The organism is Nisaea denitrificans DSM 18348 (assembly GCF_000426505.1).
Lineage (GTDB): Bacteria > Pseudomonadota > Alphaproteobacteria > Thalassobaculales > Thalassobaculaceae > Nisaea > Nisaea denitrificans.
The window spans coordinates 18,035-30,201 of record NZ_AUFM01000019.1; the positions used below are offsets into that span (position 1 = coordinate 18,035).

The following is a 12,167-nucleotide window of genomic DNA, read 5'->3' on the forward strand; positions in this document are numbered from 1 at the left end:
GAAAAAATGCATGAAAACCGGCTGGCAGGGGGCTACACGACCTCGAAAGTGACACTGCTGGAGTCAGAATAGCCGATCAGGTCGATCCGTGTGCCACTACTGAGATTGATCACCGTGTCGCCGAAACTGTCCACCGTGACGCTCGTCGCGGTGACGCCGCCCGAGAGCTGGATCGCGTCTTCTGACGCGTAGCCGTGGATGTAATCCCAGCCTTCATTGCTTGCGGAATAGAGGAATTTGTCAGGCCCCAGATTGCCATAGAGATCGTCGTATCCTGCGCCGCCGGAGATCGTGTCTGAATCCTGCCCGCCGAAGATGGTATCCGCGCCACTGTCCCCGACGATCAGGTCACCGCCATGATTTCCGTAAAGAATGTCATTCCCGTTGCCGCCGATAACCGTGTCGGCTCCTTCGCGTAGAGCCAGGGGAGAACCGCTCTCGGGGCCGTTGTTCTGCCCTCCGAAAATGGTGTCGTCTCCATCGCCGCCCACGAGGTAATCCGTGTTCTTGTTGCCGTAGATCAGATCGTTGCCGGCGGCGCCCGAGATCAGGTCGCTGCCGCTATCGCCACTGATAATGTCCGCTGCGGATGTGCCGAACAGACTGTCTGCATCACTGGTGCCGACGGTCGCCGTGCTAATCGTCGACCCGACTTCGCCATAGAGTGACTGGATAACTTCAATATCGTAGGCGGTGATATTTGAGAGCGAGGTGTTGAGGTAGGTCGACATAATCGAGGACGTATGGTTGATGTGGCCGAGCCCCAGCCCGTGCCCGGCCTCATGGATAGCGGTCGTGAAGAAATACTCCGTGTCTGCCTGATCCATGAAGATGGTGACCGAGTCCGTTCCCGATACCATCTTGCCGTCTAGCCCGACATCTATGTAATAGGCGGTTCCAAGAACGCCGCCGGACCCGTCCGAACTGGGCTCCCAGGCGATAACCCAATCCGCTGAGGCGGCACTGGTTTCGACGAACGTGATGTCGGCAACATTCGACCATGTCGCCATCGCGGCTTCGAACTGCGTCTGATAGCTGGCATCCAGACTGCTGTAGCCGAGGGACGAGGTGTCGAACGAATAATTTATCGTCGTCGTCCAGGTAAAGCCGAGCAGATCGGAAGAGAGGACGGTCAGTCCGCCCTGACTGGCACGCTGCAGGTCGATCGAGCGCGTCTCGTCCGTGCCATGATCCGAGGTGTATTGCCCTTCGATGCCGACAGAGTGGCCCTCGAGGTTTCCGAGCAGATCGCTGTCGACATTAGCCATGATGCCGGATCCTATTTCCCCATCGGACGATAGAAAGCCAAGATCGCTTAAGTATCGTTAAGGAATATTGTATTTTATATAGTCTGTTCGCCAGTGATCTTTGCCACAGTCTGTTTTTTTAGTCAGAACGCGGGCGTCGGCCGGATGAAACCGACCAGCCGTCCGGCCCAGTTCCGGACTTCCGGTGAACATGTGGCTTCAATGCGGGCTTTCTGTGCGTCGTCGATCACGCCGAGCCGGACCAGCACGGCAAGGACGGCGGCCTCGGATGCCCGGCCCGCGCCATCGTCTATCTTGATCGCCACACCAAGCCCCTTTTCCGGCAGCGCTGCCGTGTAGTAGCCCTCGGCCCCGCCCTTAAGCAAACAGGTCTCGCCTGTTTCGGCCAGCACCACGGAATTGAAGGCGTCGGTGCCGGACAGCATAAGCGGATTGTTAGCGCAGGCTTTGACGATCCGGCGGCAGGCAGAGGCCCGGTCGGCGCCGAGCGCATCCGGTGCGGCAAGGCGGGCCATGGCATAGGCGACGCCGCGCAAGGGCGCGCCGAAGACAGGGATGCCGCAACCGTCGACACCACGTGCCGTGCGCGAGAGGTCCATCTCGCCCATCTCGCCGATCAGCTCGATCAGCCGGGTCTGCACGGGGTGGTCGGCTTCGGTGTAGCCCTTGGTGGGTTCGCCGAGATGCACGGCGGTGGTCAGCATGCCGGAATGCTTGCCGGAGCAGTTGTTATGCGCCCGGGTTGGCTCGGTGCCGGCCTTGATCAGGGCGTGCGCGGATGCTTCGTGGAAGGGCAGTTGTGGTCCGCATTCCAGATCATCGACACCGAGGCCGAGACGGGCGAGCCAGGGGATCACCTTGTCCGCGTGGATCGGCTCGCCGCGGTGGGACGCGCAGCAGAGCGCGATTTCCGCCTCGCTCAGATTGAAGGCGTCGGCGGCACCGCTTTCGATCACCGGCAGGGTCTGCAAGGGCTTTATGGCGGAACGCGGGTAGGTCGGGCGCTCGACATCGCCGAGCGTCATCACGTCCTTGCCGTTGGCGTCGACCACGGAAACGATCCCGCGATGCACGGATTCCACCATGTCGCCGCGTGTGACTTCAATGAGCAGGGGAGCTGCATCAACCTCCGAGATATGGGTGCGCACGATACGGTCGTCAGCGGCGAGGCTGTCCGGGCTCATTGGTCGTCTCCTGGTCTGTCATGGCTTTTCCCGGCTCTCGCGGCCGGTGAATTGACGTTCAAGGCAACTTGCCTTGGAGCACGGGTTTGTGCAACAGAGACGCCATGCGAGGATATTTCGGAATGGGCGTCGAGGGGATCAGCAAATCCCGCAATGTCGGCGCGATCTACAGAACGGCGCACGCTTTCGGCGCCAGTTTTGTCTTCAGCGTCCAGGCGGCGCTTTCAGTTCACGAACTCAAGCAGACGGACACGTCCGGAACTGCAGGCAGTCTACCGTTCTATGAATTCGATACGGTCGGCAACATGCTGCTGCCGAAGGGATGCGCCCTGGTCGGCATCGAGATCACCGACGACGCCGTCGAGTTGCCGAGTTTCCATCACCCGAAAATCGCCGCCTATGTGCTCGGCCCGGAGCGCGGCGGCTTGTCCGAGGAGATGGTGGCGCGCTGCGATCACATCGTGAAGATCCCGACCAAGTTCTCGCTTAATGTCGGGCTGGCAGGTGCGCTGGTGATGTATGACCGGCTGCAATCCACCGGCAATTTCGCCCGCCGACCGGTGATGCCGGGCGGACCAACTGAACCGCAGCCGGAAAAAGTCCCGAGCTTCGGTCCGCCGCTCTGGGTTCGTAAGAACCGGAAACGGCAAGCTGCGGCTGCAAAGGCAGCGGAGAGCGAGAGCTAACCCCGGGTCATCCTGTCGTAGAGCTGGATCAATGGATTGCTGAAGCGCAGCGGGCCGCCGGTGATTGCCAGGCAGAGGCAACCATCCTCTGGATCGGCCATCGGTGCATGCTGGTCTTCCTCGCCATTCACTGCGAGATCGCCGCGTGCGTACCGGCCGGCGGCGTCGCTGAAAGCCCCGTCGAGAACCAGCGTCAGCTCGCTGCCTTCGTGACTGTGCGTCGGGACGCTGCGGCTTGGACCGAGGCGGAGGACCGACATCTCGAAGCGCTTATCCGAGACCGGCAGGCGGTATTCCTCGATGCCCGGACCACGCTTGCGCCAGGCCAGCTTGGAGAGCGGGCGGCCGAGATAGGAGCGCAGTGGCTCCGGCACGGCCGCGACCGTCGCGGCGTCGGACGGTGCGCTATTATCGTTATTCGCAGACGTCTCATCCGGCATGTCGGATGACTCTATCCGTTCCAGTATGGCGTCGAAAGCGTCGTCCGACAGGGCCGCCGGTTCGATCTCTTCCAGCAGATAGCCGCCGACAGCTTCCATCTCGGAGACCGTTTTGCGCAGGTCTGGCCGCAGGGCGAGCATGGTCGCCACCAGCACCGAAACCGGTTCCGGCAGGGCACCACTTGCATAGTCGAGCAGCAACTCCTCGCCGGGCATGTTGCCAGCGTTTGCTTTTGCCTTAGCCATGACTATTCAAATTCCTTCATCTCGTGCCTCAGCCGGGTCAGGGCCAGACGGATGCGTGACTTTACGGTTCCCAGAGGCAGACCGCTTTCCTCGGCAATCCGGCTGTGGGACTCGTCATCGAAAAATGCACGGCGAACCAGTTCGGCCTGCTCGTCCGGCAAGGCCCGCATGGCCGATGCGATGTGCCGGCGCGCCTGGGTGTCCTGAAGCGACCGGTCGGGAGCCGGTTCCGCTGCCGGAACGAGTCCGGGATCTTCCGGATCCAGCTCCGGCCGCCGCTCGCGGCGTAACCGGTCGATCCGCTTGTTCCGGGCGATGGTGAAGATCCATGTGCTCGCGCCGGCCTGCCTGCGGTCGAAGCTCGCTGCCTTGCGCCAGACCATGACCATCGCTTCCTGTGCGACATCTTCAGCTGTGGCCGGGTCCGCGCCGAGCCTGAGGAGATACGATTTCAGCCGTGGGGCAAAATGTTCGAACAATTGTCGGAACGCCATTTTGTCCTGCGACTCGGCAATCGCCTCGATAAGCTGGTCATGCGTCATCTTCAATATGAGCCGTCCCACCCTCTTTGATGTCCGGACAGGTTGTAGCGCCTCGGAGGGCGCGTACTCAAGCTCGCGGCTCGAAGTTTCCAGGTTGGCTTGCTCAAACATGACGGTAGGGATACGGTCGCGGCACAGGGACGGATCAATCGCCGGGAAAAATTTCTCGATTTCCGGCCGATTTCTCAATCCCGCCACATTCTTTGCATTGTATATTGACCGCCGGGATGGCATCCAAAACCCTAGATATGAAAACCGGAATGGCTGGCTCTATCACCATGACGCACTTCCGCTTGCTTTTGCTCGGTCTCGCCGTTGCTGTCGGCGCGACTTCAATCGTTTCCGCCCCAATCGCCTTGGCCCAGGAACCGCAGACCATCGGCCGCAACAGCGACTGGATTGCCTACACCTACGAGAGTGGCGGCAAGACGGTCTGCTACATGGCCAGCACGCCGACCAAGGCTGAGGGCAATTATTCCAAGCGCGGCCACATCTACGCGCTGGTCACCCACCACCCCGACGCGGACAGCAAGGGCGAGTTCAGCATCGTCACCGGCTATAGCTACAAGCCGGATAGCGAGGTCGAGGTCGAGATCGGTGGGCGGAAATTCTCCCTCTTCACCGACAAGGACCGGGCCTGGGCGCCGGATGCCAAGACGGACGGTTCCATCGTCAACGCGATGATCAAGGGCAGCAAGATGGTGGTGGCCGGCGTTTCCTCGCGCGGCACCAAGACATCGGACACCTATTCCTTGCGCGGTTTCACCGCTACCAAGAAGCTGATCGACGGCAAGTGCCGGAAATAACCGGCGGCCGGGCTTAGACAGCTTTTGGCTGAAGCCCGCTTCCGGCGGGTCGCCCTGCTATCAGATCGTGGAGCGTGGCGCCGATGGCCGGTGCCAGGATGACGCCCGGATGGGCCACGGCGGCATAGGCCCCGGCGAGTGACGCAACCGGGCCGACCAGCGGCACTCCACTTTCCGGGAACGGCCGCTGGCCGATCTGCACGGACCGCACCGCAACCTCTCCCGTCTCTTTCAGGACACGCTTCACCCGCTCGACGGTACGCCGGGCGAGGGCGTCTTCCGGATTGCTTCCCTCGGGGACGCTGTGGGCGGACATCAAGAGGCCGGGTGCGGGAATGCGGAATTCCAGCTCCGGGCTATCCGTGATGCAGGTTGTCTGCGGGAAATTCCCGGTGACGGTGACCAGCGCGGCGGGCGAGGCCGCCACACCGAGATCGGGAACGAACGGGGCGAGGATCCGGCCGCTCTCCGTTCCCGCCGCGACAATCAGCCTGTCCGCCTCAAGCCGATGATCGCCTGCCCGGACGGCACTCACATGCCCTCCCTCGCTGTCGATCCCGGTGACGGGGGCGCCGGTTATCAGCACCGCGCCATTCTCTTCCGCCGCTTTCAGCAGCATCCGGACGGTGGCACTGACATCGAGTGCGAATTCCTCCGGCGCGAACAGCGCGGCCTCAGGCGGGGAGGTGAGCTGCGGCAGCAGGGCCGCGATCTCCGCCTGGCCGATGAGTCGGTAGCTGCTACCGGCCTCCCGGTGCCTATCCCGGGTCTCCATGGTCTCCTCGACGGAGCGCCCCCAGAACAGTGCGCCCTGCCGGTGCCCGGGAAGCGGCTTGCCGAGGGCCTGTTCCAGTGCTGCCCAGGCGCCGAACGCATCCCGGCGCAACCCATAGAGTGCCGGATCGTTTTCCGGATCGAAGGTGATCGCGTTGATCCAGCCGAAGGATGCCGCCGAGACGCCCTCTCCCGGTCCCGGCCGCGCCTCGACAATGGTGACGTGCGCACCGGCCCGGCTCAGCACGAACGCGGCCACGGCACCGATGATCCCGGCACCCGCGATGACGACCTTCTGTGATGCGCTCATTGCTGGTATTCCCCTGCAACTTCCCCTGCCACGTCCCGGGGCTGTGAGATGCGCGCTTCCGGCATGGCAGCTTTCCGCCGATTCGGCTTGCCTTTGCAGGCCTGTGCACTCATTTTACGGCCCATGTCGACACATGCTTTATCCACTTCCGCCGCCTCCGACCAGCCGGCGACGACCGATCTCGCCGCAGACCTTGCCGCCAAGGATCTGGTGGGCCTTGATCGCGAGCAGCTCATCGAAGAGCTGAAGACGCGCGGCCTGCCGAAATTCCGCGCGGGTCAGATCTGGCACTGGATCTACCACAAGGGTGTGACAGATTTTGCCGAGATGACGACGCTGGCGAAGCCGCTCCGCGAAGAGCTGGCCCAGCATTACAAGATCGGCCGCCCGGAAATCACCCGCGAGCAGTGGAGTGAGGACGGCACCGCCAAGTGGCTGCTGAAGTTCGATGACGGGAACGAGGCCGAGGCCGTGTTCATTCCGGACGATGACCGGGGCACGCTCTGCATCTCCTCCCAGGTCGGCTGCACGCTGACCTGCTCCTTCTGCCACACAGGCACCCAGCGCCTTGTCCGCAATCTGACCTCCGGCGAGATGGTCGCTCAGATTTTGGTCGCGCTCGACCGGCTCGGCGGCTTCCCGACGGCGCAGAGCGATCGCAAGCTGACCAACATCGTGCTGATGGGCATGGGCGAGCCGCTGTACAATTTCGACAATGTGAAGCGCGCCATGATGATCGCCATGGACGGCGAGGGCCTCGGCCTGTCCAAGCGCCGCATCACCCTGTCCACATCCGGCATCGTTCCCGAGATGGAGCGCTGCGGCGCCGAAATCGGCGTGAACCTCGCGGTCTCCCTGCACGCGGTGACCGACGAGATCCGCAACAAGCTGGTGCCGATCAACAAGAAATACCCGATCAAGGACCTGCTCGACGCCTGCCGGACCTATCCCGGCGTTAACAACGCCCGCCGCATCACTTTCGAATACGTGATGCTGAAAGGCGTGAACGACAGCGTGGAAGACGCCCGCGCGCTGGTGAAGCTGATCGAGGATATCCCGGCCAAGATCAACCTGATCCCGTTCAATCCGTGGCCCGGCGTGGAGTATGAATGCTCCGACGACGAGACCATCGAGAAGTTCGCCCAGGTGGTTCTGAAGGCGGGTTACGCCTCACCGGTCCGGACCCCGCGCGGGCGGGACATCCTGGCGGCCTGCGGACAGCTGAAGTCCGCGAGCGAGCGGCTCAGGAAGAAAGACCGGATCGCGGCAATTGCGGCTGCGAGTGCGGGTTAGAGACGTCACCATTCGACTAACGTCGCGCTGATCTCTTTTCAGCTTTCGACCTGTGTTTCCCCAAAAGAGCGATTGGCTTAGTAGCGCTGACTGCCGCGACTCTTGAACCTGAACGGCAAGTCAAAAGCAGGTATCCCCATGACCGAAACAGCGATGGTTCTTTTCTCCGGCGGGCAGGATTCCGCCACCTGTCTTGCCTGGGCGCTGGACCGGTTTGATCATGTCGAGACCATTGCTTTCGATTACGGGCAGACCCATGCGGTTGAGCTTGAGGTGCGGACGACCTTCCTCGCGGCGCTGCGGGAGCGTTTTCCGGACTGGGGCGCGAAGCTCGGGGAGGATCATTTTATCGATCTCTCGCTGCTCGGCGCGATCAGCGATACGGCGCTGACTCGGGACAAGGAAATCGAGATGACCGAGGCCGGGTTGCCGAACACCTTCGTGCCGGGCCGCAACCTACTATTCCTGACCACGGCGGCGGCGGTCGGGTATCGCCGGGATACACGGCATATTATCGCCGGTATGTGCGAGACCGATTATTCCGGCTATCCGGATTGCCGGGACGACACCATCAAGGCGCTGCAGGTCGCGCTCACCCTCGGCATGGACAAGCGCTATGTGCTGCACACGCCGCTGATGTGGCTGGACAAGGCGGCGACCTGGAAAATGGCGGAGGAGCTTGGCGGCGCGGATCTCGTGGAGCTGATCCGGCGGGAGAGCCATACCTGCTATCGCGGCGACCGGACCGTGCTGCACGCGTGGGGCTATGGCTGCGACGACTGCCCGGCCTGCGATCTGCGCAAGTCCGGCTGGGCTGGGTATGCCGGCGGGCAGGCCTCTTAATTCCGCGCGTCCTTGCGGCGGCGAAACAGATCCAGAAATGCGGCCAGCGCGCCGCTGCGACTGCGGATCGCCCAGGCCGGGCGCCATGACAGGCGCGTCATGGCCGCGCGCCGGGTGTCGTCGTCCGCATCGTCAAGACCCGTGACAAGTTGCCGGACCTCCGGTTTCGACAGATGTGGGCCCTTCTCCTGGCTCACGTCAGTCTCCGGCCGGGCGCAAGGCATTCAGCCTCTCTTCCATCCCATCTTCCATCGAGAACAGCGTGTCGTAGTCGCGCAACAGATAGAGCACCACGATGGCCGCCAGCATCGGCCAGGCGGCGTAGAACAGCAGGTTCGGCACGGTCCATGGATCGAGATAATTCGCGACCGGTGCAAGGGTGGAGCCGAGATGCATGAGGAAGACCAAAGCGGTGGCCACGCGTTTCCGGGAGCCGATCACGAAGGCCAGAACGATGAAGCCTTGTGCCGCGCCAAGGGCGTAGGAGATGCCGGCCCCAATTTCGGGGCCGCCATAGTAATGTTGCAGCACGCCGGACGTGCCGGCCGGGTTCACGAACTTGTTCAGCACCCACATGCCGAGCACGATGCCGACGCCGAGACGCAGCAGAAGCAGGGACCAGGTGAGGGCGGCTTTCGGCACGGCGACTGTCTGCATTGGGCGCTCATCCTTTGCGCGGGGGATGCGAGGCGGTTTGTTCAGCAGCGCCTGAGTACGATGGGGGACTTATACTGCCGCACGGCGGCGTTTCAGAGCGCCCGGATTGCGGTCTTCCTCCGTGCCCCAGCCGAGCGACAGGTCGATGATGGCGTGGATCAGCGCGGCGTGGGCGGTTTCGACGAAGCCGTATTCGTCCCCGGCGACATAAAAATTCAGATCGCCCGACAGCCGCAGCGGGTTGTCTGCGGTAAAGCCGGAGAAAGTGATAACAGCGCAGCCTATGTCCCGCGCCCGCTCGACCGCTTTCGTGATGTTCGGCGAGGAGCCGCTGCTGCTGATGGCGACAAGAATATCGCCCGGCTGGGCATAGAAGCCGATCTGCTCGGCGAAGATCGCGTCGCCGCCGATATCGTTGGTCAGCGCTGTCAGCATGGCGTGATCGGTAATGGCAAGAGAGCGGATGCCACCGTTCTTGGTGAGGTCGAGGGCGTAGTGGGAGGCCATCGATGCGCTGGCGCCGTTGCCGACGAAGATCAGTTTGTTGCCGGCATCGTGGGCCGCGCGGCCTTGTGCAAGGAAATCGGCGAAGCCGTCGCTGAGTGTTTTCTGGCTGCCCGCATCGTCGGTCACGCTCGCCTCGCGGGTCAGGCGGGCCAGGGTCTCGAAGTAATCCGTCGTGCGGTCGGCCAGATTTCTCAAACGTCTTCTCCCTCCGGTTCGCTCACGTCTGCCGTCTCATCTGAAGCGGTTTCATCTTCGCCAGCATCCGGCTTGCCGGTCGTCACGATATGGAAGCCAAGCGAGTCTTCCGGCGGCAGGGTCGACATCTGCTCAAGGATACCCTCTTTTCGCGCGTCGAGCAGCAAACGTCCGATGGGCTGGAAATGGCTGGTACCGCCTTCGCCGTCCGGCGCGTCGATCAGGATGCGGACGGAGCGAGATGTGCGGAATCTGTTGCGTTCCAGCATGCGCTCGGTCGAGGCGACGGAATGAGGCATGTCGAGACCGCGCAGGTCCAGCTCGTACTCGGCCTCGTTGTTGTCGCGAAAAAGGGGTTTGAGCTCTCCGAGATCGACCATCTGCGAATTTTCTTTCAAAATGGCGTAATTCAGTCAGTCCATTTGGGCCATTCCAACCGGATCCGCAAGTCTTGCGACTTTTGCTCCGGATTCAGTTGAAAATACTGACGTGCCTCATTACTTCTTCTCTGAACTGTTTTTTGACCTTCGGCTCATTGGGAGTGAGACATGAACTTGGATCGCAAACACATGACTGCTGCCGAGGCGGAGGCCGCACAAATCGACGTCGGCCTGCGCTCTTACATGCTCGGCGTCTATAACCATATGACCATCGGCCTTGCGCTGACCGGATTCTTCGCCATCGGCACCAAGCTGCTGGCGATGAGCTCGCCGGCTTTCGCGCAGCTGATTTTCGCCTCACCGCTGAAATGGGTGATCATGCTCGCCCCGCTTGGCATGGTGTTCTTCCTCGCCGCACGTGTCCATTCGATGTCGGCTTCGGCAGCGCGGACTACCTTCTACATCTATGCCGGTGTGATGGGCCTTTCGCTCGCCAGCATCTTTTTCGTCTTCACGGGCGAGAGCATTGCAAGGGTGTTTTTCATCACAGCTGCTGCTTTCGCCGGTCTCAGCCTCTACGGCTACACCACGAAGAAAAGCCTCAGCGGCATGGGCACGTTCCTGTTCATGGGCCTGATCGGCATCCTGATCGCCAGCGTTGTCAACATCTTCCTGGCCTCGACCATGATGCAGTTCATGATCTCGGTCGGCGGCGTGCTGGTCTTCGCGGGCCTGACTGCTTACGACACCCAGAACATCAAGAACATGTATATGGAGTCCGACGGCCACGAGGTCTCGACCAAGAAGTCGATCATGGGCGCTCTGCAGCTCTATCTCGATTTCATCAACATGTTTCTGTTCATGCTGCAGTTGTTTGGCAATCGCGAATAGCCTGCCAGGATCTAATAAAAAAGGCCGCGCCGGTTTCCCGGCGCGGCCTTTTTAATTTTAGGGCTTTTTTTCAGATCACTGTTAACCGGTCATCAAGATTAATTTATATATAAACACGCTGTGCCGGATTTCCGGTTAGGTTGTTTTTTTGAGTTTAGGACTTGTTGGTCATGGCGGTTCAGACCCTTTACGAGGTGCACACGCTTAAGAGCGGGAACTGGGCGGTCGATTCGACCTATCCGGATCGCGATACTGCGATCGACGTTGCCAAGTCACTGCACGGAGAGAAGCAGTTCCAGGCCGTCAAGGTGATCAAGGATACCTTCGATGAGGCGACCGGAAACGGTAAGGAAATCGTGGTGTTCGACACCACCTCGAAGGTGAACCGTGATAAGGCGCCGCCGCCAGCACCGGCACCGGATAAGCCGGCCACCGCTGCTGCCGCACCTGCGCGACCGGCACCTGCGCGGAATGTGAAAGGGAAGAACACGAAGGGCGATTATGCGATGGCCGCCAAGGTCACGTTGTTGCTAGTTCTTATCCTCGTCGGCGGGCTTGGCACTATCTATCTGCTGCATTACGCGGGCGGGAATTTCCAGAAGCTCTTCTGAGCCGGTTTCCCCTGGTGTCTGCCCTATGCGTCAAGGCCAGCGGCGGTTGACTCGCTGCATTCCGGACATGCTGAAATACTCATCGAATATGGTCGGCGGTCCTGCCAGTTCGTGGATCAGTCTTGCCAGCCCGTAGCGCAGGACGGGAATTTCCATGCCGGTTTCCGTCCATTCCTCGGGCAGAGGCAGCAGGCAGCGATTACGCCCGACATTGATGATGATATCGCGAAAAGCAAGGCGGCCTTCCCAGAAGCAATCGAGCAGATGGGTGCGTGCATTCTCGCTGGCGAAGCGGTTGGGTGAGGGCACCTGATAGTTCGCGTTCTCGACCATGCCGTAGGCCATCGTGATGCGGATATCCTTCAGGAACGTCAGATGCAGGCTGTGTTGATCCGCCGCAAGGCCGATTTCCTCGCCCTTTGGATTGGTCCGGGGCACGAAGCGATGACGCAGCGTCGGACGCAGGATCGGTGTCCAGTCGACGACCTCACTGTCGGCGACGGTTCTGACGAATGCTCTCAGATCCATAGGGGC

The 12,167-nt window shown here is 61.5% G+C and carries 16 protein-coding genes; 6 read left to right on the forward strand and 10 right to left on the reverse strand.

The features are described 5' to 3' along the window. Positions 1 to 32: 32 nt before the first annotated feature. Positions 33 to 1,268 carry a matrixin family metalloprotease gene (locus tag K328_RS26930; protein WP_051284924.1) on the reverse strand — a complete coding sequence of 412 codons (1,236 nt, stop codon included), beginning with the start codon at positions 1,266 to 1,268 and terminating at the stop codon, positions 33 to 35. Between the two features lie 122 nt (positions 1,269 to 1,390). Then, complete coding sequence (locus K328_RS0114120; RefSeq protein WP_051284925.1) at positions 1,391 to 2,452, reverse strand: asparaginase; 1,062 nt, start codon at positions 2,450 to 2,452, stop codon at positions 1,391 to 1,393. A gap of 104 nt (positions 2,453 to 2,556) precedes the next feature. Between K328_RS0114120 and K328_RS24120 the strand changes: the two genes are divergently transcribed. Beyond that, entirely contained in the window at positions 2,557 to 3,138 is a 582-nt protein-coding gene (locus tag K328_RS24120; RefSeq protein WP_036554394.1) for an RNA methyltransferase, read from the forward strand. On the opposite strand, the gene K328_RS0114130 is transcribed toward K328_RS24120, so the two are convergent. Both K328_RS0114130 and K328_RS24125 read right to left on the reverse strand, forming a co-directional pair. Further along, positions 3,135 to 3,824 carry a ChrR family anti-sigma-E factor gene (locus tag K328_RS0114130; RefSeq protein WP_028466527.1) on the reverse strand — a complete coding sequence of 230 codons (690 nt, stop codon included), beginning with the start codon at positions 3,822 to 3,824 and terminating at the stop codon, positions 3,135 to 3,137. The genes K328_RS24120 and K328_RS0114130 overlap by 4 nt on opposite strands. Positions 3,825 to 3,826: 2 nt before the next feature. Continuing rightward, positions 3,827 to 4,366: a sigma-70 family RNA polymerase sigma factor gene (locus tag K328_RS24125; protein ID WP_036554398.1), complete on the reverse strand. Its 540-nt coding sequence runs from the start codon at positions 4,364 to 4,366 to the stop codon at positions 3,827 to 3,829. Between the two features lie 260 nt (positions 4,367 to 4,626). Here K328_RS24125 and K328_RS0114140 point away from each other — a divergent pair, with 260 nt between their 5' ends. Then, positions 4,627 to 5,172 carry an invasion associated locus B family protein gene (locus tag K328_RS0114140; RefSeq protein WP_245577545.1) on the forward strand — a complete coding sequence of 182 codons (546 nt, stop codon included), beginning with the start codon at positions 4,627 to 4,629 and terminating at the stop codon, positions 5,170 to 5,172. Positions 5,173 to 5,185: 13 nt separating this feature from the next. On the opposite strand, the gene K328_RS0114145 is transcribed toward K328_RS0114140, so the two are convergent. Further along, complete coding sequence (locus tag K328_RS0114145) at positions 5,186 to 6,355, reverse strand: NAD(P)/FAD-dependent oxidoreductase (protein WP_342665343.1); 1,170 nt, start codon at positions 6,353 to 6,355, stop codon at positions 5,186 to 5,188. A gap of 24 nt (positions 6,356 to 6,379) precedes the next feature. Between K328_RS0114145 and rlmN the strand changes: the two genes are divergently transcribed. Both rlmN and queC read left to right on the forward strand, forming a co-directional pair. Further along, a complete protein-coding gene (gene rlmN, locus K328_RS0114150) occupies positions 6,380 to 7,549 on the forward strand; it encodes a dual-specificity RNA methyltransferase RlmN (RefSeq protein ID WP_028466530.1) in 1,170 nt (389 codons plus the stop codon). A gap of 138 nt (positions 7,550 to 7,687) precedes the next feature. After that, entirely contained in the window at positions 7,688 to 8,392 is a 705-nt protein-coding gene (queC, locus tag K328_RS0114155) for a 7-cyano-7-deazaguanine synthase QueC (protein WP_028466531.1), read from the forward strand. On the opposite strand, the gene K328_RS0114160 is transcribed toward queC, so the two are convergent. The 4 genes from K328_RS0114160 to K328_RS24135 all read right to left on the reverse strand — a co-directional run bounded on the left by K328_RS0114160 (position 8,389) and on the right by K328_RS24135 (position 10,131). Continuing rightward, positions 8,389 to 8,589, reverse strand: coding sequence for a hypothetical protein (locus K328_RS0114160; protein WP_036554400.1), 201 nt, complete (start codon positions 8,587 to 8,589; stop codon positions 8,389 to 8,391). The genes queC and K328_RS0114160 overlap by 4 nt on opposite strands. A 1-nt stretch (position 8,590) precedes the next feature. Further along, on the reverse strand, positions 8,591 to 9,049 hold the full coding sequence (locus K328_RS24130) for a hypothetical protein (RefSeq protein ID WP_051284926.1): 459 nt from the start codon (positions 9,047 to 9,049) through the stop codon (positions 8,591 to 8,593). Between the two features lie 69 nt (positions 9,050 to 9,118). Next, positions 9,119 to 9,751 carry an SIS domain-containing protein gene (locus K328_RS0114170; RefSeq protein ID WP_028466533.1) on the reverse strand — a complete coding sequence of 211 codons (633 nt, stop codon included), beginning with the start codon at positions 9,749 to 9,751 and terminating at the stop codon, positions 9,119 to 9,121. Then, entirely contained in the window at positions 9,748 to 10,131 is a 384-nt protein-coding gene (locus tag K328_RS24135) for a hypothetical protein (RefSeq protein ID WP_051284927.1), read from the reverse strand. Before K328_RS24135 ends, K328_RS0114170 begins: the two co-directional genes overlap by 4 nt. Before the next feature lie 168 nt (positions 10,132 to 10,299). On the opposite strand from K328_RS24135, the gene K328_RS0114180 reads away from it, so the two are divergent. Then, positions 10,300 to 11,022 carry a Bax inhibitor-1/YccA family protein gene (locus tag K328_RS0114180; protein WP_245577547.1) on the forward strand — a complete coding sequence of 241 codons (723 nt, stop codon included), beginning with the start codon at positions 10,300 to 10,302 and terminating at the stop codon, positions 11,020 to 11,022. Positions 11,023 to 11,192: 170 nt separating this feature from the next. Beyond that, a complete protein-coding gene (locus K328_RS0114185) occupies positions 11,193 to 11,633 on the forward strand; it encodes a hypothetical protein (protein WP_028466535.1) in 441 nt (146 codons plus the stop codon). A 30-nt stretch (positions 11,634 to 11,663) separates the two neighbouring features. Here K328_RS0114185 and K328_RS0114190 read toward each other — a convergent pair whose 3' ends face one another. Further along, the gene (locus tag K328_RS0114190; RefSeq protein WP_028466536.1) at positions 11,664 to 12,161 is read right to left on the reverse strand and encodes a hypothetical protein; all 498 of its coding nucleotides are present in this window, start codon (positions 12,159 to 12,161) and stop codon (positions 11,664 to 11,666) included. Positions 12,162 to 12,167 lie beyond the last annotated feature (6 nt).

Bases quoted from the DNA above. Each gene is read 5' to 3' on its own strand.
- K328_RS0114190 (WP_028466536.1), bottom strand. From the start codon at position 12,161: ATGGATCTGAGAGCATTCGTCAGAACCGTCGCCGACAGTGAGGTCGTC.
- K328_RS24125 (WP_036554398.1), bottom strand. From the start codon at position 4,366: ATGACGCATGACCAGCTTATCGAGGCGATTGCCGAGTCGCAGGACAAA.
- K328_RS0114140 (WP_245577545.1), top strand. From the start codon at position 4,627: ATGGCTGGCTCTATCACCATGACGCACTTCCGCTTGCTTTTGCTCGGT.
- K328_RS0114185 (WP_028466535.1), top strand. From the start codon at position 11,193: ATGGCGGTTCAGACCCTTTACGAGGTGCACACGCTTAAGAGCGGGAAC.
- rlmN (WP_028466530.1), top strand. From the start codon at position 6,380: ATGTCGACACATGCTTTATCCACTTCCGCCGCCTCCGACCAGCCGGCG.
- K328_RS24135 (WP_051284927.1), bottom strand. From the start codon at position 10,131: ATGGTCGATCTCGGAGAGCTCAAACCCCTTTTTCGCGACAACAACGAG.
- queC (WP_028466531.1), top strand. From the start codon at position 7,688: ATGACCGAAACAGCGATGGTTCTTTTCTCCGGCGGGCAGGATTCCGCC.
- K328_RS24130 (WP_051284926.1), bottom strand. From the start codon at position 9,049: ATGCAGACAGTCGCCGTGCCGAAAGCCGCCCTCACCTGGTCCCTGCTT.
- K328_RS0114180 (WP_245577547.1), top strand. From the start codon at position 10,300: ATGAACTTGGATCGCAAACACATGACTGCTGCCGAGGCGGAGGCCGCA.
- K328_RS24120 (WP_036554394.1), top strand. From the start codon at position 2,557: ATGCGAGGATATTTCGGAATGGGCGTCGAGGGGATCAGCAAATCCCGC.
- K328_RS26930 (WP_051284924.1), bottom strand. From the start codon at position 1,268: ATGGCTAATGTCGACAGCGATCTGCTCGGAAACCTCGAGGGCCACTCT.
- K328_RS0114120 (WP_051284925.1), bottom strand. From the start codon at position 2,452: ATGAGCCCGGACAGCCTCGCCGCTGACGACCGTATCGTGCGCACCCAT.
- K328_RS0114130 (WP_028466527.1), bottom strand. From the start codon at position 3,824: ATGGCTAAGGCAAAAGCAAACGCTGGCAACATGCCCGGCGAGGAGTTG.